Source organism: Mycolicibacter hiberniae, from assembly GCF_010729485.1.
In the GTDB taxonomy this organism is placed as follows: Bacteria; Actinomycetota; Actinomycetes; order Mycobacteriales; family Mycobacteriaceae; genus Mycobacterium; species Mycobacterium hiberniae.
The window spans coordinates 2,825,931-2,851,641 of sequence record NZ_AP022609.1; the positions used below are offsets into that span (position 1 = coordinate 2,825,931).

At 68.9% G+C, this 25,711-nt stretch carries 30 protein-coding genes; 8 read left to right on the forward strand and 22 right to left on the reverse strand.

Translation table 11 applies throughout. From position 1 onward, the window contains the following. Positions 1-3 precede the first annotated feature (3 nt). Positions 4-1,311 (forward strand): type VII secretion-associated serine protease mycosin, encoded by a 1,308-nt coding sequence (gene mycP, locus G6N14_RS13320; RefSeq protein WP_407663113.1) that lies wholly within the window; start codon positions 4-6, stop codon positions 1,309-1,311. Here the strand turns inward: mycP and eccB are convergent. After that, positions 1,247-2,344: a type VII secretion protein EccB gene (gene eccB, locus G6N14_RS13325; protein ID WP_085135212.1), complete on the reverse strand. Its 1,098-nt coding sequence runs from the start codon at positions 2,342-2,344 to the stop codon at positions 1,247-1,249. The genes mycP and eccB overlap by 65 nt on opposite strands. A 118-nt stretch (positions 2,345-2,462) precedes the next feature. Between eccB and G6N14_RS13330 the strand changes: the two genes are divergently transcribed. Both G6N14_RS13330 and G6N14_RS13335 read left to right on the forward strand, forming a co-directional pair. After that, positions 2,463-3,158, forward strand: a complete 696-nt coding sequence (locus G6N14_RS13330; protein WP_085135213.1) for a cutinase family protein — start codon at positions 2,463-2,465, stop codon at positions 3,156-3,158. A gap of 58 nt (positions 3,159-3,216) precedes the next feature. Next, on the forward strand, positions 3,217-3,852 hold the full coding sequence (locus G6N14_RS13335) for a cutinase family protein (RefSeq protein ID WP_085135214.1): 636 nt from the start codon (positions 3,217-3,219) through the stop codon (positions 3,850-3,852). 8 nt (positions 3,853-3,860) lie between these two features. Here G6N14_RS13335 and truA read toward each other — a convergent pair whose 3' ends face one another. The 8 genes from truA to infA all read right to left on the reverse strand — a co-directional run bounded on the left by truA (position 3,861) and on the right by infA (position 8,481). After that, positions 3,861-4,736 carry a tRNA pseudouridine(38-40) synthase TruA gene (gene truA, locus G6N14_RS13340; RefSeq protein ID WP_085135215.1) on the reverse strand — a complete coding sequence of 292 codons (876 nt, stop codon included), beginning with the start codon at positions 4,734-4,736 and terminating at the stop codon, positions 3,861-3,863. Next, positions 4,708-5,283, reverse strand: a complete 576-nt coding sequence (rplQ, locus tag G6N14_RS13345) for a 50S ribosomal protein L17 (RefSeq protein WP_085135216.1) — start codon at positions 5,281-5,283, stop codon at positions 4,708-4,710. The genes truA and rplQ overlap by 29 nt, the downstream gene beginning before the upstream one ends. A gap of 59 nt (positions 5,284-5,342) precedes the next feature. After that, positions 5,343-6,386, reverse strand: coding sequence for a DNA-directed RNA polymerase subunit alpha (locus tag G6N14_RS13350; RefSeq protein ID WP_085135217.1), 1,044 nt, complete (start codon positions 6,384-6,386; stop codon positions 5,343-5,345). Between the two features lie 72 nt (positions 6,387-6,458). After that, a complete protein-coding gene (gene rpsD, locus G6N14_RS13355) occupies positions 6,459-7,064 on the reverse strand; it encodes a 30S ribosomal protein S4 (protein ID WP_085135218.1) in 606 nt (201 codons plus the stop codon). Positions 7,065-7,079: 15 nt separating this feature from the next. Next, a complete protein-coding gene (gene rpsK / locus G6N14_RS13360; RefSeq protein WP_046189661.1) occupies positions 7,080-7,490 on the reverse strand; it encodes a 30S ribosomal protein S11 in 411 nt (136 codons plus the stop codon). A gap of 5 nt (positions 7,491-7,495) precedes the next feature. Next, positions 7,496-7,870, reverse strand: a complete 375-nt coding sequence (gene rpsM, locus G6N14_RS13365) for a 30S ribosomal protein S13 (RefSeq protein WP_085135219.1) — start codon at positions 7,868-7,870, stop codon at positions 7,496-7,498. Between the two features lie 219 nt (positions 7,871-8,089). Next, positions 8,090-8,203 carry a 50S ribosomal protein L36 gene (gene rpmJ, locus G6N14_RS13370; protein ID WP_046318639.1) on the reverse strand — a complete coding sequence of 38 codons (114 nt, stop codon included), beginning with the start codon at positions 8,201-8,203 and terminating at the stop codon, positions 8,090-8,092. A 56-nt stretch (positions 8,204-8,259) separates the two neighbouring features. Further along, on the reverse strand, positions 8,260-8,481 hold the full coding sequence (gene infA, locus G6N14_RS13375) for a translation initiation factor IF-1 (RefSeq protein ID WP_003418601.1): 222 nt from the start codon (positions 8,479-8,481) through the stop codon (positions 8,260-8,262). A gap of 302 nt (positions 8,482-8,783) precedes the next feature. Between infA and G6N14_RS13380 the strand changes: the two genes are divergently transcribed. From G6N14_RS13380 to rfbC, 5 genes are all read left to right on the forward strand, one after another. Beyond that, the gene (locus tag G6N14_RS13380; RefSeq protein ID WP_085135271.1) at positions 8,784-9,278 is read left to right on the forward strand and encodes a hypothetical protein; all 495 of its coding nucleotides are present in this window, start codon (positions 8,784-8,786) and stop codon (positions 9,276-9,278) included. A 21-nt stretch (positions 9,279-9,299) separates the two neighbouring features. Next, positions 9,300-10,757 (forward strand): flotillin family protein, encoded by a 1,458-nt coding sequence (locus G6N14_RS13385; RefSeq protein WP_085135220.1) that lies wholly within the window; start codon positions 9,300-9,302, stop codon positions 10,755-10,757. 23 nt (positions 10,758-10,780) lie between these two features. Beyond that, positions 10,781-11,638, forward strand: coding sequence for an LLM class F420-dependent oxidoreductase (locus tag G6N14_RS13390; RefSeq protein ID WP_085135221.1), 858 nt, complete (start codon positions 10,781-10,783; stop codon positions 11,636-11,638). Positions 11,639-11,741: 103 nt separating this feature from the next. Continuing rightward, positions 11,742-12,758: a dTDP-glucose 4,6-dehydratase gene (gene rfbB / locus G6N14_RS13395; protein ID WP_085135222.1), complete on the forward strand. Its 1,017-nt coding sequence runs from the start codon at positions 11,742-11,744 to the stop codon at positions 12,756-12,758. A gap of 1 nt (position 12,759) precedes the next feature. After that, the gene (gene rfbC, locus G6N14_RS13400; RefSeq protein WP_085135223.1) at positions 12,760-13,329 is read left to right on the forward strand and encodes a dTDP-4-dehydrorhamnose 3,5-epimerase; all 570 of its coding nucleotides are present in this window, start codon (positions 12,760-12,762) and stop codon (positions 13,327-13,329) included. A 24-nt stretch (positions 13,330-13,353) separates the two neighbouring features. Here the strand turns inward: rfbC and G6N14_RS13405 are convergent, their stop codons facing one another. The 13 genes from G6N14_RS13405 to G6N14_RS13465 are packed head-to-tail and all read right to left on the reverse strand — an operon-like array spanning position 13,354 to position 25,650. After that, on the reverse strand, positions 13,354-14,799 hold the full coding sequence (locus tag G6N14_RS13405; protein ID WP_085135224.1) for an NAD-dependent succinate-semialdehyde dehydrogenase: 1,446 nt from the start codon (positions 14,797-14,799) through the stop codon (positions 13,354-13,356). Then, a complete protein-coding gene (locus G6N14_RS13410) occupies positions 14,799-16,304 on the reverse strand; it encodes an aldehyde dehydrogenase family protein (RefSeq protein WP_308214866.1) in 1,506 nt (501 codons plus the stop codon). The genes G6N14_RS13405 and G6N14_RS13410 overlap by 1 nt, the downstream gene beginning before the upstream one ends. A 14-nt stretch (positions 16,305-16,318) precedes the next feature. After that, positions 16,319-17,767, reverse strand: a complete 1,449-nt coding sequence (locus tag G6N14_RS13415) for a carotenoid oxygenase family protein (RefSeq protein WP_085135226.1) — start codon at positions 17,765-17,767, stop codon at positions 16,319-16,321. A gap of 12 nt (positions 17,768-17,779) precedes the next feature. Continuing rightward, positions 17,780-18,007 (reverse strand): lipoyl domain-containing protein, encoded by a 228-nt coding sequence (locus tag G6N14_RS13420; RefSeq protein WP_085135227.1) that lies wholly within the window; start codon positions 18,005-18,007, stop codon positions 17,780-17,782. A 10-nt stretch (positions 18,008-18,017) separates the two neighbouring features. Further along, positions 18,018-18,206 (reverse strand): ferredoxin, encoded by a 189-nt coding sequence (locus tag G6N14_RS13425; RefSeq protein WP_085135272.1) that lies wholly within the window; start codon positions 18,204-18,206, stop codon positions 18,018-18,020. Positions 18,207-18,217: 11 nt separating this feature from the next. Then, complete coding sequence (locus G6N14_RS13430; protein WP_085135228.1) at positions 18,218-19,366, reverse strand: thiolase family protein; 1,149 nt, start codon at positions 19,364-19,366, stop codon at positions 18,218-18,220. Continuing rightward, positions 19,356-19,796, reverse strand: coding sequence for a Zn-ribbon domain-containing OB-fold protein (locus tag G6N14_RS13435; RefSeq protein WP_085135229.1), 441 nt, complete (start codon positions 19,794-19,796; stop codon positions 19,356-19,358). The genes G6N14_RS13430 and G6N14_RS13435 overlap by 11 nt, the downstream gene beginning before the upstream one ends. Then, a complete protein-coding gene (locus tag G6N14_RS13440; protein ID WP_085135230.1) occupies positions 19,793-20,128 on the reverse strand; it encodes a 2Fe-2S iron-sulfur cluster-binding protein in 336 nt (111 codons plus the stop codon). Before G6N14_RS13440 ends, G6N14_RS13435 begins: the two co-directional genes overlap by 4 nt. 1 nt (position 20,129) lies before the next feature. Then, on the reverse strand, positions 20,130-21,104 hold the full coding sequence (locus G6N14_RS13445; RefSeq protein WP_085135231.1) for an acyl-CoA dehydrogenase family protein: 975 nt from the start codon (positions 21,102-21,104) through the stop codon (positions 20,130-20,132). Then, entirely contained in the window at positions 21,101-22,099 is a 999-nt protein-coding gene (locus tag G6N14_RS20900) for an acyl-CoA dehydrogenase family protein (RefSeq protein WP_234808879.1), read from the reverse strand. The genes G6N14_RS13445 and G6N14_RS20900 overlap by 4 nt, the downstream gene beginning before the upstream one ends. Then, positions 22,099-23,625 carry an AMP-binding protein gene (locus G6N14_RS13455; protein WP_085135232.1) on the reverse strand — a complete coding sequence of 509 codons (1,527 nt, stop codon included), beginning with the start codon at positions 23,623-23,625 and terminating at the stop codon, positions 22,099-22,101. The genes G6N14_RS20900 and G6N14_RS13455 overlap by 1 nt, the downstream gene beginning before the upstream one ends. 4 nt (positions 23,626-23,629) lie before the next feature. Then, positions 23,630-24,631: an alpha-ketoacid dehydrogenase subunit beta gene (locus G6N14_RS13460; protein WP_085135274.1), complete on the reverse strand. Its 1,002-nt coding sequence runs from the start codon at positions 24,629-24,631 to the stop codon at positions 23,630-23,632. Positions 24,632-24,657: 26 nt separating this feature from the next. Continuing rightward, positions 24,658-25,650, reverse strand: a complete 993-nt coding sequence (locus tag G6N14_RS13465; protein WP_234808870.1) for a thiamine pyrophosphate-dependent dehydrogenase E1 component subunit alpha — start codon at positions 25,648-25,650, stop codon at positions 24,658-24,660. Positions 25,651-25,711: the final 61 nt, after the last annotated feature.

A 25,711-nucleotide genomic window follows, 5' to 3' on the forward strand; every position in this document is an offset into this window, starting at 1 on the left:
ACCGTGCGGCGCCGGCGGATCGCTCGATTGACCGCGGCCGCCCTGATGGCGGCGATGTCGGCGTGGGCGCCGCCGGCGAACGCGGTGGCCCCGCCCCCGGTCGACGGCACCCGACTGCCCCCGCCGGCGCCGGCCGCGCCGACCCGCCCCACCGTGCAGCGCGACGTGTGCACCGTGCCGTCGCTGGGCCCGGGCGGGCCGACGACCCAACTCGACGAGCTGGACCTGAGCGCCGCGTGGGCGCTCACCCGGGGGGCCGGCCAGCGGGTTGCGGTGATCGACACCGGGGTGGCGTTACACCGGCGCCTGCCCGGCCTGGTCGGCGGCGGTGACTACGTGTCCACGGGCGACGGCACCCGTGACTGCGACGGGCACGGCACGCTGGTCGCCGGAATCATCGCGGCCGCACCCGATCCCGCGACTGACCGGTTCGCCGGGGTGGCGCCGCTGGCCACCGTGATCGCCATCCGCCAGTCCAGCACCAGATTCAGTGCCGTCGGCGCGGCCCCCGGCATCGGCGACGTCGACACGCTGGCGGCGGCGGTGCGCACGGCGGCCGACCTGGGGGCATCGGTCATCAACATCTCCGCGGTGGCCTGCCGGCCCGAGAGCTCCGGCCTCGACGACCGCGCGCTGGGAGCCGCCCTGGCCTATGCGGTCGAGGTGAAGAACACCGTGGTCGTCGCCGCGGCGGGCAACACCGACGAGGGGTGCGGCGGCGACCAGCCCATGATCGTCACCCCGGCCTGGTACGACGACTACGTACTGACCGTCGGCTCGGTGGACGGCGTGGGCGCCGCGTCGGCCTTCACGGCGCCCGGCCCCTGGGTCGACGTGGCAGCCCCGGGCGAGTCGGTGCTCTCGCTGAGCACCGTCGCCGATGCGATGGCCGACAGTCTCGACGGCTCGGCGCTGCGCGGCACCAGTTTTGCCGCGCCTGTGGTCAGCGGTCTGGCTGCGCTGATCCGCGCGCGGTTCCCGCAGTGGACGCCGCGTCAGGTGATGGACCGGATCACGGCCACCGCCCACCCGCCACCGGGCGGGCGCGATGACTACGTCGGCGCCGGCGTGGTGGACCCGCTGGCCGCGCTGACCTTCGAACCAGCCGCCACCCGCGAGCAGGGTGGCCCGGCACCGTCGCAGGACCCGGCCGTGATCCTGCCCCCCGGACCCGCCACGGGTGCCGCCGGGTTGGGCACCGCCGTCGCCGGCACTGCGCTGCTGCTGGCAGCGCTGCTGGTGGCCGTCATCGCCCGGTTGGCGGCTCGCCGGAGGGCAGGTCGCGGGGCCGGAGCGCCTGGTCCCGGCTGAGCCGGGGGCCGGCCGGGAGCCCGGCCAGCAGTGGCCACGGCACCCCGGCCGCAGGGCCCGGAAGCCCCAGGCTGCGCGCCGCATCATCGTCGGCGACGGCGTACCGCACCCCGGTGTCGGCGATCAGATAGCCGGAACCCACGGGATGGCCGGCGGTATCGACCGCGCGAACGTAGGGCGTGTGTCCCGGCGGCAGGTAGACCGCATCCAGGGCGGGCCCCGGCCCATCCGCCTGCGCCAGTGCCGTCGGGGTCTCCCCGGTGGACAGGAAGGCCCCGGTGGACAAGGTGATCACGTCCGGGACCTCGGGGCGCCAGTGCGCGCACAGCGTCGCGGGGGCGATCCGCAGCCGACGGGGGTCGACCGGCGAGGCGTCGGGGGCTTCGGGGATCGCGTTGAGCAGCAGGGCCGAAACGCGCCGCGACACCGCGGCGGCCAGCACCGGGTCAGCGGGATCGACGGCGATCCGCCGTCCGTCGACCAGCAGGTAGCGGGCCCCGGACTCGGAGTCCACCGGCACCGCCTCCTGCGCCGTGACGCCGGCCGATTGCCGTGGCATGGGACCGACGAACAGCGTGGTCCCGGCGGTGTCGTCACACAGCGACCAGGTCTGCGCGGCCGGCGTCGCCGCCCCGAGGACGCCGGGAGCACCGGGAATGCCCAGCGGCGGGCCCCGCCGGGCGCGCCGGATCGCCTCGCCGTCCACCGGTAGCGGGTCGGCGGCACCGGCGATCAACCGCGCCGAGGCGAGGTTGTACACCGGATGCAGCACGTCGGCGACGCGGACATACAGTGCCCCGCTGGCCCGGTCCAGGACAATGGGTTCGTCACCCAGCACCGACTGCGGCCGCACGACGGCCAGCACCACCGCCCCCGCGGCGACGAGCGCACTGACCAGCCAGCTCAGGCCCAGCGCGGTCCGCCCGGGGGCGGGGTCGCCGGTCACCTCGCCGCGGGAGAGCGCCCTTGCCAGCCGGCGGGCCGCAAAGCGGTGGGCGCTGAGTTCGAGCTGCGTCCCCGATCGTCCCGCCATCTCGCCACCCGTCCCCGCGCGGTCTGTGCGGCGAGACTATCGGCAAGACCGGTGCGACGGTGCACGGCTTTCCACAGACCCGTCGGTATCGAACTGCGGCTTGGGTACCATCTCCGGTATGCGTTTTGCTCCGTTGAACAGCATTTTTTCCGCGGTCCTGATGGCTGGCGCACTACTGACCCTGCCGGCGGCGGCACCGGGCGTGGCACCGAGAGCCACCGCCTACGACTGCCCGGACGTCGAGGTCATCTTCGCCCGCGGTACCAGCGAGCCGCCGGGCGTCGGACGGGTGGGCCGCGCCCTCATCGACTCGCTGCGCCAGCAGACCTCCAAGCGAGTCGACGAGTACGGGGTCAACTACCCCGCAGGGCGACTGCAGCTGGGCGGTGGCGATGGAGCCAACGACGTGATCCGGCGGGTCAGAGACGCGGCCAACGTATGCCCCAACACTCAGCTGGTGCTGGGCGGTTATTCCCAGGGCGCCTCGGTGATCGACATCGTCACCGGCACGCGGGTCGGCGGCATCAGCTGGGGCAACCAGCTGCCCGCCGAATACGCCAAGCAGGTGGTGGCGGTGACCACGTTCGGCAACCCCGCGATCCGGGCCGGCGGTCCGATCAGCGTGCAGAGCGCCCTGTTCGCCGCCAAGGCGCTCGACCTGTGCAATCCGGGCGACCCGATCTGCCATGACGGGCCCGGCAACGAGTGGACCGATCACACCGACGGCTACATTCCCGCCCTGACCAGCCAGGCAGCCAACTTCATCGCCGGCCGGCTGCGGGCCGCGGGGCCGGTCTCGGCGCTGGCGCCGTGACCAGGACCACGGCAGTTATTTAGCTGATCAAGGCTTATTTTCGCTACTATCGCCCACCATGAAGGAACTGCGCATCCTGGCCTCGGGTGCTGCTGCGGCAGCGCTGCTGTTGGACCCCACTGCGTCGGCCCTGCCGGAGGCCTCAGCCGACGGCTGCCCTGATGTCGAGGTGGTCTTCGCCCGCGGAACCAACGAGCCGCCGGGCCTGGGCCGCGTCGGTGACGGGCTGGTCGGTGCACTGCGGAGCCAAACGGGCCGATCGGTCGGTGCCTACGCGGTGAACTATCCCGCCAGCTACGACTTCGGCCGTGCCGCCGACGGGGCCAACGATGCCAGCGCCCACGTGATGTGGATGGTGCAGAACTGCCCCGGCACCCGCCTGGTGCTCGGCGGGTACTCGCAGGGCGCCGCGGTCATCGACATCGTCGCCGCGGCCCCGGTGCCCGGCTTCGGTTTCACCTCGCCATTGCCGCCCGAGGCCGCCGAGCACGTCGCGGCCATCGCCGTCTTCGGCAATCCGTCGAACAAAATCGGGCAGCCGTTGACCAACAGTCCGGTGTACGGGTTCAAGACCATCGACCTGTGCACCGGCGGTGATCCGGTCTGCTCTCCCGGCCGCAACTTCGCCGCGCATTCGGGCTACACACCCTCCATGACCACCCAGGCGGCCTCGTTCGTCGCCGGGCTGCTATGACAGCCGGTTTAACGGGTCCGTAGGTCCCGGGTGATGACGGTGCGGGCTCCAAGCTGGTCGTCGGGCGGATAGTCGACGCCGACCAGCGTCAGCCCGCGCGCCGGCGCGGCGGTGAAGTCGCTGGAGCGGCGTTCGGCATTCAACAGCCCGGCGCACCACGCGGCGTCGCGGCGGTGCTCACCGACCGCCAGCACCGCCCCGACCAGGGACCGCACCATCGACCAGCAGAATGCGTCGGCACTGACCTGCGCGGTGACCAGATCCCCGTCGCGCACCCAGTCCAGACGCTGCAGGTCCCGGATGGTGGTGGCACCCTCGCGATGGCGACAGAAAGCGGCGAAGTCGTGGAGCCCCACCAGGCTTCGGGAAGCCTGCGCCATCGCGTCGACGTCCAGCGGACGCGACCACGCGGTGATGTAGCGGGCCTCTTGCGGCGCCACCCCGTAGGGTGCGGTCGACAGCCGGTAGACATAGTGACGCCGCAGCGCCGAGAACCGGGCGTCGAAATCGGCAACGGTGCGTTGCACCCGCAGCACCCGCACGTCGATCGGCAGGAAACGCGCCAATCGCCGTGTCAGGGCCAAGAACTCCGGTTCACCGTCACGGCGGGTCCGCGAATACGCATGCGGCAGCGTCGCAGCCGGGATGTCGAGGTGGGCCACCTGACCGGTGGCGTGCACACCGGTGTCGGTGCGTCCGGCCGCGAACAACCGCACCGGAGTGCGGAACACGGTCGTCAGGGCCTCATCGAGCACCCCGGCGACCGTGCGCTGGCCTGCCTGAACCGCCCATCCGGCGAAATCCGTGCCGTCGTAGGCGATGTCGAGCCGAAGCCGAACGACTTCGGCCGAATCGTCAGGACTCGTCGGTACCCTCGGCCGCATCAGTGGCCTCAGCAGCCTCGGTGGCTTCGGTAGCCTCGGTGGCTTCGGCCTCGGTCGCCTCGGCGGCCGGCTCTTCAACCGTCCCCTCGGCCTCGGCCTTGGCGGGCTTCTCGGCCTTCTCGGTCTTGGGGGCAGCCTTCTCGGCCTTGGCCGCGGCCCGGCGGGCGCGGTCGGCCTCCGACGTCACGGTCTTCTCCCGAACCAACTCGATCACGGCCATCGGGGCGTTGTCGCCCTGACGCGGTTCGACCTTGATGATGCGGGTGTAGCCACCGTTGCGGTCCGCGAAGTGCGGAGCGATCTCGGCGAACAGCGAGTGCACCACGTCCTTGTCGCGGATCTTCTTGAGCACCTCACGCCGGTTGTGCAGCGTGCCCTTCTTGGCGTGCGTGATCAGCTTCTCGGCGTACGGCCGCAATGCCCGCGCCTTCGGCTCAGTGGTCTTGATCCGGCCGTGGGTGAACAGCGAGGTGGCCAGGTTCGCCAGCAACGCCTTCTGGTGCGAGGACGAGCCGCCGAAGCGGGCACCCTTGGTGGGCTTGGGCATGGGGTCTTCTCCTAAATGGGGCCGACCCCCGTATCAGGTAGGGCCGGGACGGAAATTCGTTACAGCTGTTCGGTTTCGGCGTAGTCCTGCTCGTCGTATCCGGTGTCAGCCGACCAGGTGCCGGTGGCGGCGTCGTAGCCGGCAACCTGCGACGGGTCGAAGCTGGCCGGGCTGTCCTTGAGCGACAGGCCGAGCTGGTGCAGCTTGACCTTGACCTCGTCGATGGACTTCTGGCCGAAGTTGCGGATGTCGAGCAGGTCGGACTCGGTGCGAGCCACCAGCTCCCCGACCGTGTGCACACCCTCGCGCTTGAGGCAGTTGTAGGACCGCACGGTCAGGTCCAGGTCGTCGATGGGCAGGGCGAACGACGCGATGTGGTCGGCTTCGGCCGGCGACGGGCCGATCTCGATCCCCTCGGCCTCCACGTTGAGTTCGCGCGCCAGACCGAACAGCTCGACCAGGGTCTTGCCGGCCGAGGCCAGCGCGTCCCGCGGGCTGATCGAGTTCTTGGTCTCGACGTCGAGCACCAGCTTGTCGAAGTCGGTGCGCTGCTCGACGCGGGTGGCCTCCACCTTGTAGGTCACTTTGAGTACCGGCGAATAGATCGAGTCGACCGGGATCCGGCCGATCTCGGCGCCGGAGACCTTGTTCTGCACGGCCGGGACGTAACCGCGGCCGCGCTCGACGATCAGCTCCACCTCGAGCTTGCCCTTGTCGTTCAGCGTGGCGATGTGCATGTCGGGGTTGTGCACCGTCACGCCGGCCGGCGGCACGATGTCACCGGCGGTGACCGCACCGGGGCCCTGCTTGCGCAGGTACATGGTGACGGGCTCGTCCTCCTCGGAGGACACGACCAGGCCCTTGAGGTTCAAGATGATGTCGGTGACATCTTCCTTCACACCGGGCACGGTGGTGAACTCGTGCAGAACGCCGTCGATGCGGATGCTGGTGACGGCCGCGCCGGGGATCGACGACAGCAGGGTGCGCCGAAGCGAGTTACCCAGGGTGTAGCCGAAGCCCGGCTCGAGGGGTTCGATGACGAACTGAGACCGGTTGTCGGCCACAACCTCTTCGGACAGGGTCGGACGCTGCGAGATCAGCATGGTTTTCTTTCTCCTTCTGGCACCCGCTATTTGATGCCGGTTGGGGGTACTCGGGGCTAAGCCCCGAGTGAGCTACTTCGAGTAGAACTCGACGATCAGCTGCTCGGTGAGCGGGACGACGATCTGCGCACGCTCGGGCAACTGGTGGATCAGGATGCGCTGCCGCTCCCCGACCACCTGCAGCCAACCCGGGATGGGGCGGTCGCCCGACGTCTCCCGAGCGATCTGGAACGGCACCGTGTTGATCGACTTGTCCTTGACGTCGATGATGTCGTACTGCGACACCTGGTAGCTGGGCACGTCGACCTTCACACCGTTGACGGTGAAGTGGCCGTGGCTGACCAGCTGGCGAGCCATCCGACGGGTGCGGGCCAGACCGGCGCGGTAAACCACGTTGTCCAGCCGGCTCTCCAGGATGCGCAGCAGCTCCTCGCCGGTCTTGCCGCCCCGGCGGACGGCTTCCTCGTAGTAGCGACGGAACTGCTTCTCCATGACGCCGTAGGTGAAGCGCGCCTTCTGCTTCTCCTGCAGCTGCAGGCGGTATTCGCTTTCCTTGATCCGCGCGCGACCGTGCTGGCCGGGCGGGTAGGGCCGCTTCTCGAATGCCTGGTCACCACCGATGAGGTCTACGCCCAGACGGCGGGACTTGCGGGTGGCGGGTCCGGTGTAACGAGCCATGTTTTCCTAAACCTCCTAGACCCGGCGCCGCTTGGGCGGACGGCAACCGTTGTGCGGCTGCGGCGTGACGTCAGAAATGGCACCGACCTCCAGGCCCGCGGCCTGCAGCGAACGGATCGCGGTCTCCCGGCCCGAACCCGGACCCTTGACGAAGACGTCGACCTTCTTCACGCCGTGCTCCTGCGCCTTGCGGGCGGCGTTCTCGGCGGCCAGCTGCGCGGCGAACGGCGTGGACTTACGCGAGCCCTTGAAGCCCACATGGCCCGACGACGCCCACGCGATCACGTTGCCCTGCGGGTCGGTGATCGTCACGATCGTGTTGTTGAAGGTGCTCTTGATGTGAGCGGCACCATGCGGGATGTTCTTCTTTTCCCGCCGCCGGGTCTTCTGACCCTTCTTGGGGCCGGTCGCTTTCTTCGGTGGCATGACGATTACCTGGCCTTCTTCTTACCGGCGATGGTGCGCTTGGGGCCCTTGCGGGTGCGCGCGTTGGTCTTGGTCCGCTGGCCACGCACCGGCAGACCGCGACGGTGCCGCAGGCCCTGGTAGCAGCCGATCTCAATCTTGCGACGGATGTCAGCCTGCACCTCGCGGCGCAGGTCGCCCTCCACCTTCAGGTTGCGCTCGATGTAGTCACGCAACTGAGTGAGCTGGTCGTCGGTCAGGTCCTTGCTGCGCTGGTCCTTGTCGATACCGGTTGCGGCCAGGATCTCGCAAGCGCGGGTACGGCCGATGCCGTAAATGTAGGTCAGCGCGATCTCCATGCGCTTATCGCGCGGCAGGTCGACGCCCACAAGTCGAGCCATGGGGGCATGCCCCTTTCATCTTCGTTACGGAGGTTGTGATCCCAGCCCGTTCCCGGCCGACTGCTCCGGGGCCCGGCCTCCGATCCGGGCGTGTGTGAGGCGGCCCATCTCTAAAGATGCCAGCCGCTCACTGGTACTGGGAGGTCTGCATTCAGTTGTTGCTGATGCCCGGCTGCGCCGGGCGGGTGATCCGTGTCGTCGGGGAGCGCCGGTCGGCCGCTAGCCCTGACGCTGCTTGTGGCGCGGGTCCGCGCAGATCACCATGACCCGGCCGTGCCGACGAATCACCCTGCACTTGTCGCAGATCGGCTTGACGCTGGGGTTCACCTTCACGGCTGCTCTGGTCCTGTTCTCATCGCTGGTTGACGTGTTTCGACGGCGCTCGGGAGCTACTTGTACCGGTAGACGATGCGACCCCGGGACAGGTCATAGGGAGACAACTCCACGACCACCCGGTCTTCCGGCAGGATACGGATGTAGTGCTGCCGCATCTTGCCGCTGATGTGGGCGAGCACCTTGTGTCCGTTCTCCAGCTCAATGCGAAACATCGCATTGGGCAGGGGTTCGACCACTCGACCCTCGACCTCGATTGCCCCGTCTTTTTTGGCCATTACGCTCCGGCGATCCTCCGTGTCTGACTTATTCTTCGTGGCATGTGCATGCGCCCGTCACGGCGCAGCACCGACTACGACTGCAAAACGTGGGCCGGTGACAGGAAATTCTCGGCTCAACACCAAAAACTTCAGACTGGGCACGCAAGAGTCGACGCGGACGCCGCACCGTCGACCTACGATACCCGCATCCGCCTCCCACACCAAAATGCCGCATCCACACAGGCAGCGACATGCGAGGATGACCGCGACGGCCGGTGTGACGGCCGCCCGCAGTCGCCGGTTGAATCGAGGTGGGCGTGGTGACGATTGTGTACCTGGCGGCATTCGCCGTCGGCGCGATCGCACTGCTGGTCGCCGTGCTGCTGACCGACCTCGGGCATGACGGGATGCCGTTCCTGAACCTGACCGGTTTGTCGGCCGCTCTCGTCGGAGCGGGTGCCGGCGGGCTGGTGGGGACGTGGGCCGGGTTCGGTACGCCGGCCGCAGGCGCGCTGGGGCTCGGCACCGGGGTCGCACTGGTCTGCCTTGTGCACGGCGTGGCGCTGCCCTATCTGCGCCGGCAGGAAGCCAACTCTCAGCACGGGCGGTCGGCCTATATCGGCCTGCTGGGCACGGTGACGCTCGACGTGCCGCCCGGCGGGTGGGGCGAGGTGGCGTTCGTCGACCCCGACGGCAACCGGGTCCGGTCCCGGGCGATCAGCCCGGAACCGCTGAATCTTGCCAAAGCGACCCGCGTCTACATCGCTGATGTCGACGCCGATTACCTGCACGTCGTGGCAGTACCCCCGCAGTAACCGGCCGGAGAGGCAGTAACCATGTCACTTGTCCTGATCGTGACCATCAGCGCTGTGGCAGCACTGCTGTTGCTGGTCGGGTTGCCGATGATCTATGTCCGCAACTACGTCAAGGTGCCGCCGAACGAGGTCGCGGTCTTCACCGGGCGCGGTCAGCCGAAGGTGGTACGCGGGGGTGCCAGGTTCCGGATGCCGGGTATCGAACGGGTGGACATCATGAGCCTGGAGCCGTTCAACGTCAGCATCAACCTGCAGAACGCGCTGTCGAACAACGGGGTGCCGGTCAACGTGGAAGCTGTGGGCCTGGTCCGGATCGGCTCGGCCGACGAAGCCGTGCAGACCGCCGTGCAGCGCTTCCTGACGTCGAACCTCGACGATCTGCAGCGCCAGATCAACGACATCCTGGCCGGCAGCCTGCGCGGTATCACCGCGACGATGACCGTCGAGGATCTCAATTCCAACCGCGACACGCTGGCCCGCAGCGTGGTCGAGGAGGCGGGCACCGACCTTGCCCGCATCGGCATGGAAGTCGACGTCCTCAAGATCGCCGGTATCTCCGACCGCAACGGCTATCTGGAATCGCTGGGTCAGCGCCGCATCGCCGAGGTGAAACGGGACGCCACAGTCGGCACCGCCGAGGCCGAGCGGGACGCCCAGATCCGGTCGGCCAAGGCCCGTCAGGAGGGAGCGGTTGCCCAGGCCGAAGCCGATACCGCGATCGCCGTCGCCAATCAGAAGCGCGACGTCGAACTGGCCCGGCTGCGCGCCCAGACCGAGGCCGAGAACGCCCAGGCCGACCAGGCCGGTCCGCTGGCACACGCCCGCGCCGAGAAGGATGTCGGGATCGCCGTCGAGCAGGCCGAGGCCGCCCGGGTGCAGGCCCGCATCGAAGTGGAGCAGCGGCGCGCCGAGCAGGCCCAGGCCGCTCTGCAGGCCGATGTGATCGCCCCCGCCGAGGCGCAGCGGCAGGCCGATGTGGCCCGCGCCGAGGGCCAGCGCCAGGCCGCGATCCTGGCGGCTCAGGCCCAGGCGGAGGCGGCCCGGCAAGCCGGCGAAGCCCAGGCCGACGCGCGCAAGGCGGCCGCCGAGGCACTGCGGGTGGAACGCCAGGCCGAGGCCGACGGCGTCAAGGCGAAGCTGCTCGCCGAAGCCGAGGGCAAGAAGGAGATCGCCAACGCCCTCAACAGCTACAGCGCGGAGGCGGCCCGGATGCTGCTGCTCCCCGATGTGTTGAACTCGGTGGTTGCGGCCACCCAGGCCGCGGCCGCGCCGCTGTCCGACATCGAACGGCTGTCGATCGTCGGCGGCGCCGGCGATGCCCAGGATGCGCTCGGCGGTCTGCTGGGTATCAGTCCGTTGGGCATTGCCAAGGTGCTGGAGACGCTGAAGGCATCCGGGGTGGACGTCGCGGCCATGCTGCGTCCGCCTGCCACTGAACCCGCACCCGTGCCCAACTCGCATCCACTGCCCACCGAGTAACTGCGACCAGCACAGGAGTCACGATGTCGGAGACCTTCGCACTCAAACCCGACCTGGGCCGCTACGCGGTGTGGACCTTCGGGTCCCCCACCGGCGAGCAGGCCGCCGAGATCGAACGGCTGGGCTACGGCGCCATCTGGGTCGGCGGCTCGCCGGCCGCCGACCTGGCGTTCGTCGAACCGCTGCTGGAAGCGACGTCGACATTGCAGGTCGCCACCGGAATCGTCAACGTGTGGACGGCGGCGGCGGAGCCGGTCGCCGAGTCCTACCACCGCATCGAAGCCGCCTACCCGGGGCGGTTCCTGCTCGGCATCGGAGTGGGGCACCGCGAGGCCACCGCCGAGTACCGCAGTCCTTACCGCATCCTGAACGAGTACCTGGATGCCCTCGACGCGGCCGGCGTGCCGACCAGCCGCAGGGTGCTGGCCGCGCTGGGCCCCAAGGTGCTCGAGCTGGCCGCCCGGCGCAGCGCCGGGGCACACCCCTATCTGACCACCCCCGAGCACACCGCGACCGCGCGCGAGCTGATCGGACCATCGGTGTTCCTGGCGCCCGAGCACAAGGTGGTGCTGTCCACCGACGCGGCCGCGGCCCGCGAGACCGGACGGGAGGCGGTCGGCTTCTACCTGCGACTGTCGAACTACGTCAACAACTGGCACCGGATGGGTTTCGGCGACCGCGATCTGCGCGCGCCCGGAAGCGACCGGTTCATCGATGCGGTCGTGGCCCACGGCAGCGCCGAACAGATCGCCGCCCGGCTCGACGAGCACCTGCAGGCCGGCGCGGATCAGGTGGCGATCCAAGTGCTGGGCGGCTGGGAGCGCCTGGTGCCGACGCTGAAGGAGCTGGCCGGACCGCTGGGCCTGACACCGCGCGACTGAGCGATCCGCGCACCTACCCGGGTCTGGGCCGCCGTGGCGGGCACCAGGGCCCGCTCGGCAGCAGCCCAGACGTCGCCAGGCCGCCGCCGGTTATGGTTTCCCCATGCGTCTGCTGGTGACCGGTGGCGCCGGATTCATCGGCGCCAACTTCGTGCGCGGCACGCTGGCCCAGCATCCGGGCACGTCGATCACCGTGCTGGACGCGTTGACCTACGCCGGCAGCCGCGAATCGCTCGACGGCCTCGATGCCCGCTCCGACGAGTTCCAGCTGGTACAGGGCGACGTCACCGATGCGGCGCTGGTGTCCAAACTGGTCGCCGAGCTGGATCCGGCGACCGACGCGGTGGTGCACTTCGCCGCCGAAACCCACGTGGACAACGCGCTGGCCGATCCGGAGCCGTTCCTGCGCTCCAATGTGATCGGCACCTTCACCGTGCTGGAGGCGGTGCGCGCCCATCAGGTGCGGCTGCACCATGTGTCCACCGATGAGGTCTATGGCGAACTGGCGCTCGACGACCCCTGCCGGTTCACCGAGACGACGCCCTACCGTCCGTCCAGTCCCTACTCGTCGACCAAGGCCGCCGCCGATCTGCTGGTGCGCTCCTGGGTGCGCTCTTATCGGGTGCGGGCCACGATCTCCAACTGCTCCAACAACTACGGGCCGTATCAGCACGTGGAGAAGTTCATCCCGCGCCAGATCACCAATCTGCTGACCGGGCGCCGGGCCAAGCTGTACGGCAGCGGCGCACACGTGCGCGACTGGATCCACGTCGACGACCACAACAGTGCGGTCTGGCAGATCCTCACCGGCGGCCGCATCGGTGCCACCTACCTGATCGGCGCCGACGGCGAACGCGACAACCGCAGTGTGCTGCAGACCATCCTGCGGCTGATGGGCCACGACCCCGACGACTTCGACCACGTCGCCGACCGGCCCGGCCACGATCTGCGCTACGCCATCGACCCGTCGGTGCTGCGCGACGAATTGGGCTGGCGACCGCAGCACACACAGTTCGAAGCCGGCCTGCGCGACACCATCGACTGGTACCGCGCCAACGAAAACTGGTGGGGACCGCTCAAAGAGGCCGCCGAGGCCCGCTACACCGCGCTGGGGCGCTGACGTGGACGCGCGGGCACTGACGATCCCCGGCGCCTGGGAACTCACCCCGGCCCAGCACGCCGACGACCGCGGCGTGTTCTTCGAATGGTTCACCGACCGCGCGTTCACCGCGTTCGCCGGGCACCGCTTCGACCTGCGCCAGGCCAACTGCTCGGTGTCGCGCGCCGGCGTGCTGCGCGGCCTGCACTTCGCCCAGCTGCCGCCGGGACAGGCCAAATACGTGACCTGCGTGTCGGGTTCGGTCTTCGACGTGGTCGTCGATATCCGGGTCGGCTCCCCGACTTATGGCCGCTGGGATGCCGTGCTGCTGGATGCCACGGAGCGCAGATCGGTGTATCTTTCCGCCGGACTGGCACACGGATTCCTTGCCTTGCAAGACAATTCAACGGTCATGTATCTGTGCTCAGCCGAATACGCTCCGCAGCGCGAGCACACCATCTGCGCCACCGACCCGGAGATCGGCATCGACTGGCCCGACCGGCATCCCCTGGTGCTCTCCGAGCGGGATGCGGGCGCGCCGTCGCTGGCCGAGGTGCGCGCCGCCGGGCTGCTGCCCAGCTGGGACCAGTAACCCCGCTGCCGCCCGGTCCCCCGCTCAGGTCAGCGCGATGTACTTGGTCTCGAGGTATTCGTCGATGCCCTCCGCGCCACCCTCGCGGCCCAGCCCGGACTCCTTGATACCGCCGAAGGGTGCCGCGGGGTCGGAGATGATGCCGCGATTGACGCCGACCATCCCGCTTTCGACCCGCTCGGCCACCCGCAGCGCCCGATCCAGGCCGCGGGTGTAGATGTAGGCGGCCAGCCCGAACTCGGTCGCGTTGGCCGCGGCCACTCCCGCGTCTTCGCCGTCGAATCCGGCGATGGCCGCGACCGGCCCGAACACCTCCTCGGTGAGCAGCCGGGCCCCGGAAGGGATCTCGGTCAGCACGGTCGGCGGATAGAAGTAGCCCGGCCCCGCCACCGGCTGCCCGCCCAACAGCAGAGTCGCGCCCCGGTCCACCGCGTCGTCGACCAGTTCGCCGACCTTGCTGCGCTGCCGTTGGTTGATCAGCGGGCCGACGTCGACCCCGGCCTGCGTGCCGTCTCCGAGGGTCAGCTTCGCCATCCGGGCGGTGAGCTTGGCGGTGAACTCCTCGAGCACCGCATTGTCGACGTGAATGCGGTTCGCCGCGGTGCAGGCCTCTCCGCCGTTGCGCATCTTCGCGGCCAGGGCGCCTTCCACCGCTGCGTCCACATCCGCGTCCGCGAACACCACGAACGGGGCATTGCCCCCGAGTTCCATCGACGTTCGCAACACCCGGCCGGCGGCCTGCGCCAGCAGGCTTTTGCCCACTGCGGTCGATCCGGTGAAGGTGAGCTTGCGCAGTCGGGGATCGGCCAGCAGCGGCCCGGCCAACGCGGCCGCATCCGACGTGGGCAGCACCGACAGCACGCCCTCGGGCAGGCCGGCCTCGGCCATCACCTCGGCGAAGAGCAGCATCGTCAGCGGGGTGTCGGGCGCAGGTTTGACGACCATGGTGCAGCCGGCGGCCACTGCGGCGGCCACCTTGCGCGTACCCATTGCCAGCGGGAAGTTCCACGGTGTGATCGCCAGCGTCGGACCGACGGGCTGTTTGTCCACCAGGATCCGGCCGTTGCCCGAGGGCGCTGCGGTGTAGCGGCCGTTGATCCGGACCGCCTCTTCACTGAACCACCGCAGAAACTCTGCACCGTAGGTGACCTCGGCGTGACTCTCCGCCAAGGGCTTTCCCATTTCCAGCGTGATCAAAAGCGCGAACCGGTCCCGGTACTGCTCGATGAGTTCGAATGCGCGGCGCAGTATCTCGGCCCTGCGCCGGGCCGGCATTGCCGCCCAGGTGCCCTGGGTGGCGGCGGCAAGATCCATAGCCCGCGCCGCGTCGGCCGGGCCGGCGTCGGCGATCTCGACCAGAACCTCTTCGGTGGCCGGGTTGTACACCGCGAAGCGACCCCCGGCGGCCGCCGGCGTCGCAGTCCCGCCGAGCATCAGGTCGGTGGGTGCCCACGTCACACTGGTCTCCATCACTGACCTTTCCTGAACGGCAATCTGCGCCGGCCCCGCCCGTCGAAGATCCGCATGAGCGTCGTCACCAGACGGGCGCGGGACTTCGAAGCGGGGTACCACAGCGGTTCACGTTTCATCTCCGGACCCCGGGGAACCAGGATCGCTTGTTGGCGACAGTATTTGCGGATTCCAGACGCACCGCCGAAGCGGGCGCCCATCCCCGAGTTCTTCCAGCCGCCCATCGGCACCGCGAAGTTGACCAGGTTGGCGAACGCATCGTTGATGTTGACCGCGCCGACCTCGAGCTGGCGGGCCACCCATTCACCGCGCTGGCGATCCCCGCACCACACGGTGGCCGAGAGGCCATAGTCGGAGTCGTTGGCCAACCGGATCGCCTCGTGCTCGTCGGCGACCTTGATCACCGGCAGAAGCGGCCCGAACGTCTCCTCGGTCATGCACGTCATCGAGTGGTCGACGTCGACCAGTACGGTCGGCTCGAAAAACGCCCCGGACCGGGCGGGCTTGCCTCCGGTCAGGATTCGCGCCCCGCGCGCCACCGCATCTTCGACGTGCCGCGTCACGATATCGCACTGCCCGGGCGTCGCCATGGCCCCGATGTCGAAGTCGAACCCGCGGCCGTCGTGTCCCTGCCGGAGCTCTCGGACCTGCTTGACCAGGCAGTCCACGAACCGGTCGTACACCCGCGCCTCGACGTAGACCCGTTCCACCGAGATGCATACCTGCCCGGAGTTGAACAGGCCTCCGTAGACGATCCCGGCCGCCGTTCGGTCGATGTCGGCGTCGGCCAGCACGATCGCCGGATCCTTGCCGCCCAGTTCCAGGCTGCACGGCTTGAGCGACGCCCCGCACGCCGACGCGATCGCCCGCCCGGTCGTGGTGGATCCGGTGAACTGCACGTAGTCGACCGCGTCGACGACCGCTCGCCCGGTCTCCACACCGCCGGTCAGCACCGCAAACACCGGCGGGGCACCGATCTCCGCCCAGCCGCGGGCCAGTTCGCAGGCGCTCAGCGGGGTAACCTCCGACGGCTTCACCAGCACTGCGGCGCCGGCCATGAGCGCCGAGAACATGTCGAAGCACGGGTTGAGCAGCGGCAGATTCCACGGCGTGACGATGCCGATCACCGGGTAGGGCCGGTATCGGGTGATCAACCGCTTCGTCAGCCCGATCGGGCTGTGCGGGATGGGGCGCTCCTCGGCCAGGAACCCGCCGGCGTTGCTCGCCCAGTATTTGGCCAGGTCGATTGCCGCCGGAACTTCGATCTGAGCGTCGAAGCGGGTCTTGCCGGTCTCCGACTGCACCATGTCGGTCAGCCGTGCCGAGTGGTCGATCAACCAGTCCTGCAGGCGCAGCAGCCATTCCGCGCGGGCAGCGAAGCCGAGCTGCTCCCATTGCGGTTGGTGCCGGCGCAGCTCGCGGACGGCGTCGAAGACCTCCGTGCGTGAGTGGTCTGCGACTTGTCCGACCACCAGCCCATCGGCGGGGTTACGAACGTCGATCATGGGTGCGGGCACGGTCATCCCAGCGCTTGCCGATAGAGCGGGCTGTCGGCGCTGTAGTAATTGCAGTGGAATCCGCTCGGGATGCGGAACGGGATGCGCACCCGCGCCAGCGGCCCGTCCGCGAGGTTGCCGGCGTCGAACACCACCAGCTCGGTCTCGGCGGCCCCGGCCCGGTGCACCAATGTCACGGCGTAGCCGTCGGATTCGTCAGCTCCGCCGATCCGGGGAGCGAAGATGAGCTCTCCGGCGGCAGCTCCGTCACCGAAGTGGTAGACGTCCTCGGCCCCGGTCTCGGTGTCGACGCGCAGCACCGAATCCATGCCGTCGGCGCGCCCATCGACCGAATGCAGGTTGCTGTTGGCGAAGACGTTTCGGCTCGGACGGGTCATCATCCGGTCGTCGGGACGCGGGAACTGGATGTCGTGGTCGCTGATGATCCGCTCGTCCACCACATCGGTACCGGCGCTCGGGTCGATCGTCCAGCGCCGCAGGCTCTGCTGGGTTTCTGCGTGCGAGCGCCGGTTGCCGTGGACGTCGGGAAACAGCGCGGTCCCTTCCGCGGCCGCCACATCGGCGATGATGCGGCCGTTGTCCTCCCACACGTTGGCCTGATGCATCATGTGCCGCGGCGGGGCTTCGAACCAGCGCACGTCGGCTGCCGATCCGGTGCGCGGCATGACACCGAGCTTGGTGGGGCGTTCCGGGTCCCAGGCCACCATCGGCCCACCCGACATCGCCCGCTGAACGCTGATGTCCAGCGGTGTCACCGGAAAGACCACGTGGTTCTCGGTGACGAAGAAGGTGTGCATCAGGGTCTGATGCGGTATCGGAATGACCTCGTAGCGCAGCAGATTCCCGTCCGAACCCACCACTTCGTAGTGGATCGCCGGTTCGTCGCCCGGCCGGTGGGGCACCGAGCCGATGTTGATCAGCTCACCGGTCGCGTAGTCGACCGTCGGATGCGCCGAGAACGTGGTGGTGATCACCCCGCCGTAGTGCTCTTCGCCGAGGGTGTCCAGGGTGCGCGGCTCCAGCCGGACCGGTGGCGCGCCCTCCATCAGCGCCAACAGCCGCCCGCCGTGCAGGATGATGTTGGTGTTGGCGGTGTTGTAGCGGGTGCCGCGGGCCAGTGGGTCGGTCGTTGCCGGATTGTCGAGCACCCCGAACAGCCGCCGGCCGTGCTTGAGCTCCAGCTCCAGTTTTTCGGTGCGGACCCAGCGGCTGCGCATGGACACCCGGCCGTCTTCGATGAAGAACGCGTAGACCATGCCGTCGCCGTCGAACCAGTGGTAGTCCTCGTCGGTCGGCGGGTAGAGCGGTTCGGCACCGTTGCGGTAGAACACCCCGGCCAGGTCATCGGGAAGCTCGCCCTCGATGAACAGGTCGGGAGCACTGACTTCCATCCGGTTGGGCCGGTGATGACCGGTCAGAAACGGACTTTCCCGAAAACGCGGGTCAGCCATCGATGACTCCGTTCATTCGATGGCACCCAGTGGGGTGCCTACCGGGTAGGTTTCGTCGGCTTGGACGGCGCCATGGCGCAGAGTACCGGCGCAGGGGGCCGGGATGTCGGTCTCGACCTTGTCGGTACCCACGGTGTAGAGGTCCTCGCCCTCGGCCACCGGATGACCGTCTGGGACCAGCCAACCCATGAACGTGCCCTCGGTCATCGTGACGTCGAGTTTGGGCATTCGGATTTCCATCGTGGCCTTCCTATTCGCTGATGTTGAGTGCCTGGCTCGGGCAGGCCGCCACCGCCTCGGCGACCGCTCCGTGCCGACCGGGCGGAATGTCGTCGGCCGCGTGGGCCAGCCCGTCGTCGCCGACGGCGAAGACGTCTGGGGCCAGCGATTCGCAGATCCCGTGGCCGACGCAACGGTCTGGGTTGACAGTGACTTTCACGGTTCCTCCGATCACCGGGTCAGCACGGTGCACGCGCTGAGCCCGGGTGCGCCGTAGACGTGGGAAAAGCCGACCCGGGGCGTTCCGCCGATTTGGCGATCGCCGGCCTGCCCGCGTAGCTGCAGGACGTTCTCGTGCACCTGCCGCAGGCCCGACGCCCCGATCGGCTCGCCGTTGGCCAAGCAACCGCCGTCGGTGTTGACCGGCAGTCGCCCGGTCAGCTCGGTGGCACCCGAGTCGTAGAGCTCGGTCTGCGCGCCGTGTTCGCACAAGCCGGTCTCGGCGAGGTGGATGAGCTCTGCTCCGGCGTCGGTGTCCTGCACTTGCGCCACATCGACCTCGGCGGGGCTCACGCCGGCCGCCTCGAATGCCGCCTTGGCGGCGTCGACGCTGGGGCTCACGCCGCGGCGCACCGACAGCGAGGGACTGAGCACCTCGAACGAACCGGGCCGACGGGTCCGCACCGCGGTGCCGGCGATGTACACCGGGTCGGCGCGATGCCGCTTGGCGTGCGCGGCGCTGCTCAGCACCAAAGCGGTGGCGCCATCGCCCGGCGAGCACAGCATGTATTGGCGCAGCGGGTCCGACAACATCATCGAGTTGCGCACGTCGGCCTCGCTCAGCGGTTTGCGCCGCCAGGCGTTGGGGTTGAGCGCGCCATTGCGGAATGCCTTGCTGGCGACGGTCTCCAACAGCCGCTCCGGCAATCCGTACTCGTGCAGATAGCGTTGGATCTTCAGCGCGAAGAACTGCGACGTCATGGCCAGACCGGTGGTGCCGTACCACTGCCCGAGGCCGAGTGCCTCCGGGCGGATGGCGAACGCGCCACGCGGGTGCGAGTCGAAACCGACCACCACCGCGGTCTGCGCCGCACCCGAGGAGATGGCCTGCACCGCACAGATGAGCGAACTGGTACCGGTGGCACATCCGTTGAGCACGTTGATGAAAGGGATGCCGGTGAGACCGAGATCGGCGACCAGGGTGTCGGCCAATCCTGCGTCCATGCTGCCGCCGACGGCGTAATCGACGTCGCTCCAACCGATACCCGCGTCCTGCAGAGCCATCCGCACGGCGCGCACGGCCTCTTTGCGCGCGGTGGTGTCCAGATACCGGCCGAAGGGCCGGCATCCGATGCCGACGATCGCTACGTCATTGCTCATGGTCGTCTCCTGCCGTCTCCGCCGGCGCGAAGGCGAAGGCCGTTGCCGTGGTTCCTTCTTCGGTCGGCACTTCTATGCCGACCAGCCGCATCGGCATGCCGATCCGCAGCCGGTCCGGGTCAGCGCAGGTCAGGCGGGTCTCGATGATGACTTCGCCGGGCAATTCGACATAGCCCAGGCCGAAGGGTGTGAAGTCGTCGCCGGTCGGCACATACGGCGGGCTCGGCGGCGGGAACCGCTGGATGGTCCAACTCCACAGGGTGCCGCGGATGGCCAGCTGGGCCTCGACGACCCCGTCGGCGCCGCAGCTGCCGCAGCTGTCCCGGCGCGGGAACGCCGTATCACCGCAGTCCTGGCAGCGCCCGCCCAGCAGTCGCAGTCCGGCGTCGGTCATCTGCATGATCTCGGTATCGATGAGGTCAGCGCTCATCTGAGTTCCACTCCTGTCCTCGGTTTTCCGCGTACGCCGCGTTTGAGCACCACCACGTCGCCGTGGACCCCGGCCTGACAGGCCAGCCGAACGTGGTCGCCGCGCCCACCGTGGCCGCCCGAAAGTCCCGCTACCGCTTTGGCTTCCTCATCGCTCGGCGGCGACAGCGACTCGGGGTGTTCGAGCACCTCGACATGGCACACCAGGCATTCACCGTTGCCCCCGCAGATGGTGGGCCAGCGGTACCCGGCCTGCTGCCCGGCAGCCATGATGGTCTGCCCCGGCGCCGCGGTGAACTCGACGCCCGAGGGCTTGACGGTGACGGTCGGCATCTCAGCCCCGCCGCAGTTCCCGCCAGGGCCGGCCGCGCTCCAAGTCGGGTTCGCGATCCAGGCCGAGCACCCGCTCGGCGATGATGTTGCGCTGAATCTCCGAGGTTCCACCGGCGACGGTGAGGCGACGGCTGTCCAGCAGCGCATGCGTCTCCGCCGGTTCGGAGTCGCCGTCCCAGCAGGCGCCCGCCGGCCCGGCGATCTCGAAGCCCAGCTCACTGATGCGCTGGGACAGTTCGGATTGCAGCAGTTTGGTGATCGAGCCTTTGGCGTCGGGTGCGACCTCGAACCGCTGGTTGGTCAGGGTGAGTGCGCGTTCGGTGGCGATCAGCGCCGCGAGCCGGTCGCGAACGACCTCGTCGGCCCAGGCTCCGGTACGCCGGGCCAGCGCCAGCACGGGGTCCAGCTCCACCCCGCTGGCGGCCGAATCGCTGGAGAGCCCGGATCGTTCGGCGGTCAAGGTGGACAGGGTCACCCGCCAGCCGTCGTTGAGCGCACCGAGCATGGTGTCGGCCGGCAGTTCGACGCCTTCTAAGAAGACCTCGCAGAAGTGCTCGCTTCCGGTCATCTGCCGAAGCGGGCGCACCGTCACCCCGGCCGAGCGCATGTCGAGCAGAAAGCAGGTGATACCGGCGTTCTTGGGCACGTCGGGGTCGGTGCGGGCCAGCAGCATCGCGTAGCGGGAGATATCGGCGAAAGAGCTCCAGACCTTCTGTCCGTCCACCACCCAGCCATTGCCGGACGGCACAGCGCGGGTCGCCAGGCTGGCCAGGTCCGAACCGGCGCCCGGCTCGCTGAACAACTGGCACCACATGTCCTCGCCGGTCGCGATGCCGGGAAGATACCGTTCCCGTTGCTCGTCGGTGCCCCACTCGATGATGGCCGGGCCGATCAGCGTCAACGGGACGAAGTGCTCGACCGGCAGGACCGCCTGGGCGCGTGCCAGTTCCGAAAGCCACGCGTCGTGCTGTGTCATCTCCCACCGTCCCGCGAATCGATCAGGCCGGCCAGCCGCCCGCGGTGCCGGCTGGCGGCGCCGGTCAGGGCGATCACCGCGTGCGCCCGGCGCAGGTACCGGTGCGCCCAATGCTCCCAGGTGATCCCGATTCCACCGTGTAGTTGCACCGCGGCCTTGGTCGCCTCGACGGCCGTCTGGCGGGCCAGTGCCGCGGCCACCGCCAGATCGACTTCGGCCTGGACTGTCACCGGGCCGTCGCCGAGCTGCCACGCCGCCCCGTACACCGCCGACCTGGTCAGCTCGACCTGGGCGAGCATGTCGGCGAGCCGGTGTTTGACCGCTTGAAACGAACCGATGGTGCGGCCGAACTGGACGCGTCGACTGACGTAGTCGACGGTGCCGTCCAAGACCCGCTGCGCCACCCCGAGCAGTTCGGCTGACAGGACCAGGTCCGCGCGCCGCCGCATGGCGGCCGCGACCTCGACGCCGCACTCCAGCAGTGGTTGGCCGTTCGCCTGTGCAGCACGGCCGACCGGCCGCGAGAGATCCAATCCGGAGCACTCCTGCAGCCCGATCGCGTCGGCGCCGTACACGGCGACCCCGGTTTCACCGGCGACCGCTTGCTGCGTGACGACGACCGCGTCGTCGCTGTAGTCCCAGTAGGCGTCGGTCTGCCCGTCGCCGAAGCCGGTCAGCGACACCGCGACGCACGGAGCGCGCCGGCCCTCGCCTACCCCGGTGAGGGCCGGCTGCTGGGCCAGGGGCCCGACTGCGGCCGCAGAGACCAGTGGACCGTCGAACAGCGCGGCACCGGACTCCTCGGCCAGGATCGCCAACTCGACTGAAGTGGAACAGGTTTCACCGAAAAGCAGGTCGTCCACGCCGACCTCGGTGAGCAGTCGCCGCCACCGGTCGGGGCGCGCTGTGGTGGCGGTGGCGGCGAAGTACTCGCGCAGCACTTCCCGAAGGGCGGCATGCTCGGCGGTGAAGCCGAATATCTCCAGGGATGTCATCAGTGGCACACCGGTTCCTGATTGGACAGATATTGCCGGCGCAGCTGACGCTTGTTGACCTTGCCCATGGCCGAGCGCAGTTCGAAGTCGACCAGCTCCACCACATTCGGGCACTTGTAGTGCGTCAGGCGTTCCCGGCACCAGGCGATCAATTCGGCGGGTTGGGTGCCGGGCTCGGCTTGCACCAGGGCACACAGTTGTTCGCCGAGGTCGTCGTGCGGGATCCCGATGACCGCGACATCACTGACGCCGGGGTGGGTGCGCAGCACCGCCTCGGACTCGGCCGGATAGACGTTCACCCCGCCGCTGACCACCATGTCGGAGGCACGGTCGGTCAGGTACAGGAAGCCGTCTGCGTCCAGATGGCCGATCTCACCGATGGCGAACACTCCGTCTGCTACGTAGCTGCCCCGCGTCTTGGCCGGGTCCCCGTGGTACTCGGGCCGGTGACCGGTGGTCCACTGCACGCAGACCAAGCCGGACTCGCCGGTACCCAGTACCGCACCGTCGTCGCCGCGGATGGTCACCTCGACGCCGGGCAGCCCCTTGCCGACCGATCCGGGGTGGGCCAGCCATTCCGCGGAGGCGATCGTGGTCACGGTGCCGACCTCGGTCGAGCCGTAGGCCTCCACCAGCACCGGCCCGAACCACTCGATCATCGCCCTCTTGACGTGCTCGGGGCAGGCGGCGCCGGTGTGGATGATGCTGCGCACACTACTGACGTCGTGGCGGTCCCGAATCTCTTTGGGCAATGCCAGCATCCGGGCAAAATGTGTGGGCACCATCATCGTCGTCTCGATGCGGTGCGTCGCGATGGCTGCCAAAACGGCCTCGGCGTCGAACTTCGGCAAGATCACCACCGGGTTGCCGGTCACCAGCCCACGCACGCCGGTGATGGGACCGGTGTGGTGCATGGGCGCCACGATCAGGTGCTTGCCGGGGGTCCGAAACGGGGCGGCGCGAACGCGCTCCACGTGGTCGACCATGGACTCGCCGGTCGGAAACATCTGCTCGGGCAGTTCCACGCCTTTGGGCAGCCCGGTCGTTCCGGAGGTGTAGTACAGCGGCCTGGCCGGGCGGATGTCGCAGGGTGGCTCGGTGTCGGCGTGTCGTTGCACCACGCGGTCGAAGTCTTCGACACCGTCGGCATCGGGACTTCCCCACGCCACCACCGTCACGCCGGGGTCGGCGGCACGCGCGGTCGCCGCGGTGCGGGCGCTGCAGAGCACGGTGTGCACCGCGGCGTCGCGCAGGATGTAGCCGGTCTCGGCTGCGGTCAGGTGGTAGTTCACCGGTACCGCGGAAATCCCCGCGTAGGTGACGGCCAGATGCGCCAGGGCAGCGTGCGCACTGTTTTCGGCCATCACCGCGACCCGCTGCCCGGGTTCGACACTGCGCGACGTCAGCCAGTGGACGGTCCGGTTGAGTATCGAGTTCAGCTGCGGCCAGGTCCACTGGGTGGTCCCATCGGTCAGGGCTACTCCGGCGGCGTCCTGCCCGGCGCACTGCGCAATCCCGTGAACCAACCGGCTATCCCCTGCCCCGCAACGACGCCCGTGATCGCGCCAGCGCCGACCTGGCGGCTACGACGATCTCGTCGCAGCTGGGCACGAAGGCGTCTTCGAGGACCTTGGCGAACGGGATGGGGGTGTTGGCTCCGGCTACCCGCTGCACCGGGGCGCCCAACTCATCGAAGAGGTTCTCGGTGATCAGGCTGGCCAATTCGGCGCCGAATCCGCTGCGGCGCACCGCTTCGTGAACAACCACCGCGTGGCGGGTACGGGCCACCGACTCCAGCACCGTGGTCTCGTCGAGCGGAACCAGTGACCGCAGGTCGATCACCTCGGCGTCGATGGACTCCTGCGCCAGTTGTTCGGCGGCGGCCACCGCGTCGTGCACCTGCCGGCCGTAGCTGATCAGGGTGATGTCGGTGCCCGGCCGCACGGTCGCGGCCCGGCCCAGCGGAACCACGTGGTGACCGGTCGGGACGGGTTGCGGCGGACCAAAATACAGCAGGCTCTGCTCGACCACCACGCACGGGTCCGGGTCGAAGATGGCCGCGGTCAGCAGCCCCTTGGCGTCGGCGGGGTTGCTGGGCACCACGACTTTGAGTCCCGGGATGTGGGTGAGCCAGGCTTCGAGCATCTCGGAATGTTGTGCGCCGAACTGCATCCCGGCGCCGGCGGCGCAGCGGATGGTCAGCGGCACGGTCGTCTGGCCCCCGGACATGTAGCGCAGCTTTGCGGCATGGTTGGACAACTGGTCCATGCAGACCGCCAGGAAGTCCATCAACATGATCTCGGCGACGGGCCGCATGCCCGCGACAGCGGCCCCGATGGCCGCACCCACGATGGCCTGCTCGCTGATCGGGGTGGCGCGCACCCGGTGGGCGCCGTACTTGGTGGACAGCCCGACCGAGGTCTTGAACACCCCGCCACCGGGATCGGCGATGTCCTCGCCGAGCAGCAGCACCGACGGGTCGCGGCCCAGTGCGTCGTCGAGCGCGCTGCACACCGCCTGGAAGCCCGACATCGGCGTGGTGGGCGTGCCGGAATCGGTCACGACAAGTCCTCCTCGTACACGTCGGTCAATCCCTCGGACAGGTCCGGCTCGGGGCTTTCCACCGCGAACGCGACCGCCGCGGCGATCTCGGCCTTGGCGTCTGCCTCGATCGCTTCGATCTCGGCGACGCTGTGGATCTCGTTGTCGATCAGCCATTGCCGGAAGGCCAGCACCGGATCGGCGGCGCGCGCGGCGTCGAGCTCCCCGGGCTTCATGTACTCGTTGTTGTCGGACATCTGGTGTCCGTAGAACCGGAAGGTCATCGCCTCGATCAGGGTGGGACCGTCGCCGGCCCGGGCCCGATCAATCGCATCCTTGGCGGCCGTGTACATCGCGAGGGGATCGTTACCGTCCACCCGGACTCCGGGCATCCCGTAAGCGGCGGCGCGGTCGGCGATGCGGGCCACGCTGGTGCCGTCCTCGTAGGAGGTGTGTTCGGCGTACCGATTGTTCTGGCAACAGAAGACCACCGGCAGTTTCCACAGGCCGGCCAGGTTGCAGGCTTCGTGGAAGGCCCCGATGTTGGTGGCGCCGTCACCGAAGTTGACCACGGTGACCCGGTCTTCGCCACGCAGCTGGGCCGCCAGCGCCAGTCCGGCGGCGATGGGCAGCCCGCCGCCGACGATCCCGGTGGTGACCATCAGGCCGGAGTCCGGATGGGTGATGTGCATCGGCCCACCCTTGCCTTTGCAGGTCCCGGTGGCCTTGCCCATGAACTCCGCCCACAGTTGCGGCATGGGTACGCCCTTGGCCAGGTGGTCGTGCAGACCCCGGTAGGTGGTGACCACATAGTCGGTCGGCTTCAGCAGCGCCCCGATCGACGCGGGAATGATCTCCTGGCCGCGCGGCGAGTAGTACTGGGCACTGACCTGTCCGGTGAGGATCAACGACCGAAATTTCTCGTCGCACAGTTTGATCCGGGTGGCCGTGGTGAAGATTCGGGTCAGCGTGGCACTGGCCACGCCGGGTTCGGCGATCGAACCGGTCACGACGCCTCCCTATTAGTTAGTTCGATAATTAATTTGTAACACCGGTCACGATCCACTGTCA

Bases quoted from the DNA above. Each gene is read 5' to 3' on its own strand.
- eccB (WP_085135212.1), bottom strand. From the start codon at position 2,344: ATGGCGGGACGATCGGGGACGCAGCTCGAACTCAGCGCCCACCGCTTT.
- G6N14_RS13330 (WP_085135213.1), top strand. From the start codon at position 2,463: ATGCGTTTTGCTCCGTTGAACAGCATTTTTTCCGCGGTCCTGATGGCT.
- G6N14_RS13335 (WP_085135214.1), top strand. From the start codon at position 3,217: ATGAAGGAACTGCGCATCCTGGCCTCGGGTGCTGCTGCGGCAGCGCTG.
- truA (WP_085135215.1), bottom strand. From the start codon at position 4,736: ATGCGGCCGAGGGTACCGACGAGTCCTGACGATTCGGCCGAAGTCGTT.
- rplQ (WP_085135216.1), bottom strand. From the start codon at position 5,283: ATGCCCAAGCCCACCAAGGGTGCCCGCTTCGGCGGCTCGTCCTCGCAC.
- G6N14_RS13350 (WP_085135217.1), bottom strand. From the start codon at position 6,386: ATGCTGATCTCGCAGCGTCCGACCCTGTCCGAAGAGGTTGTGGCCGAC.
- rpsD (WP_085135218.1), bottom strand. From the start codon at position 7,064: ATGGCTCGTTACACCGGACCCGCCACCCGCAAGTCCCGCCGTCTGGGC.
- rpsK (WP_046189661.1), bottom strand. From the start codon at position 7,490: ATGCCACCGAAGAAAGCGACCGGCCCCAAGAAGGGTCAGAAGACCCGG.
- rpsM (WP_085135219.1), bottom strand. From the start codon at position 7,870: ATGGCTCGACTTGTGGGCGTCGACCTGCCGCGCGATAAGCGCATGGAG.
- infA (WP_003418601.1), bottom strand. From the start codon at position 8,481: ATGGCCAAAAAAGACGGGGCAATCGAGGTCGAGGGTCGAGTGGTCGAA.
- G6N14_RS13385 (WP_085135220.1), top strand. From the start codon at position 9,300: ATGTCACTTGTCCTGATCGTGACCATCAGCGCTGTGGCAGCACTGCTG.
- G6N14_RS13390 (WP_085135221.1), top strand. From the start codon at position 10,781: ATGTCGGAGACCTTCGCACTCAAACCCGACCTGGGCCGCTACGCGGTG.
- rfbB (WP_085135222.1), top strand. From the start codon at position 11,742: ATGCGTCTGCTGGTGACCGGTGGCGCCGGATTCATCGGCGCCAACTTC.
- G6N14_RS13405 (WP_085135224.1), bottom strand. From the start codon at position 14,799: ATGGAGACCAGTGTGACGTGGGCACCCACCGACCTGATGCTCGGCGGG.
- G6N14_RS13410 (WP_308214866.1), bottom strand. From the start codon at position 16,304: ATGATCGACGTTCGTAACCCCGCCGATGGGCTGGTGGTCGGACAAGTC.
- G6N14_RS13415 (WP_085135226.1), bottom strand. From the start codon at position 17,767: ATGGCTGACCCGCGTTTTCGGGAAAGTCCGTTTCTGACCGGTCATCAC.
- G6N14_RS13420 (WP_085135227.1), bottom strand. From the start codon at position 18,007: ATGGAAATCCGAATGCCCAAACTCGACGTCACGATGACCGAGGGCACG.
- G6N14_RS13430 (WP_085135228.1), bottom strand. From the start codon at position 19,366: ATGAGCAATGACGTAGCGATCGTCGGCATCGGATGCCGGCCCTTCGGC.
- G6N14_RS13435 (WP_085135229.1), bottom strand. From the start codon at position 19,796: ATGAGCGCTGACCTCATCGATACCGAGATCATGCAGATGACCGACGCC.
- G6N14_RS13440 (WP_085135230.1), bottom strand. From the start codon at position 20,128: ATGCCGACCGTCACCGTCAAGCCCTCGGGCGTCGAGTTCACCGCGGCG.
- G6N14_RS13445 (WP_085135231.1), bottom strand. From the start codon at position 21,104: ATGACACAGCACGACGCGTGGCTTTCGGAACTGGCACGCGCCCAGGCG.
- G6N14_RS20900 (WP_234808879.1), bottom strand. From the start codon at position 22,099: ATGACATCCCTGGAGATATTCGGCTTCACCGCCGAGCATGCCGCCCTT.
- G6N14_RS13460 (WP_085135274.1), bottom strand. From the start codon at position 24,631: ATGTCGGGCTTCCAGGCGGTGTGCAGCGCGCTCGACGACGCACTGGGC.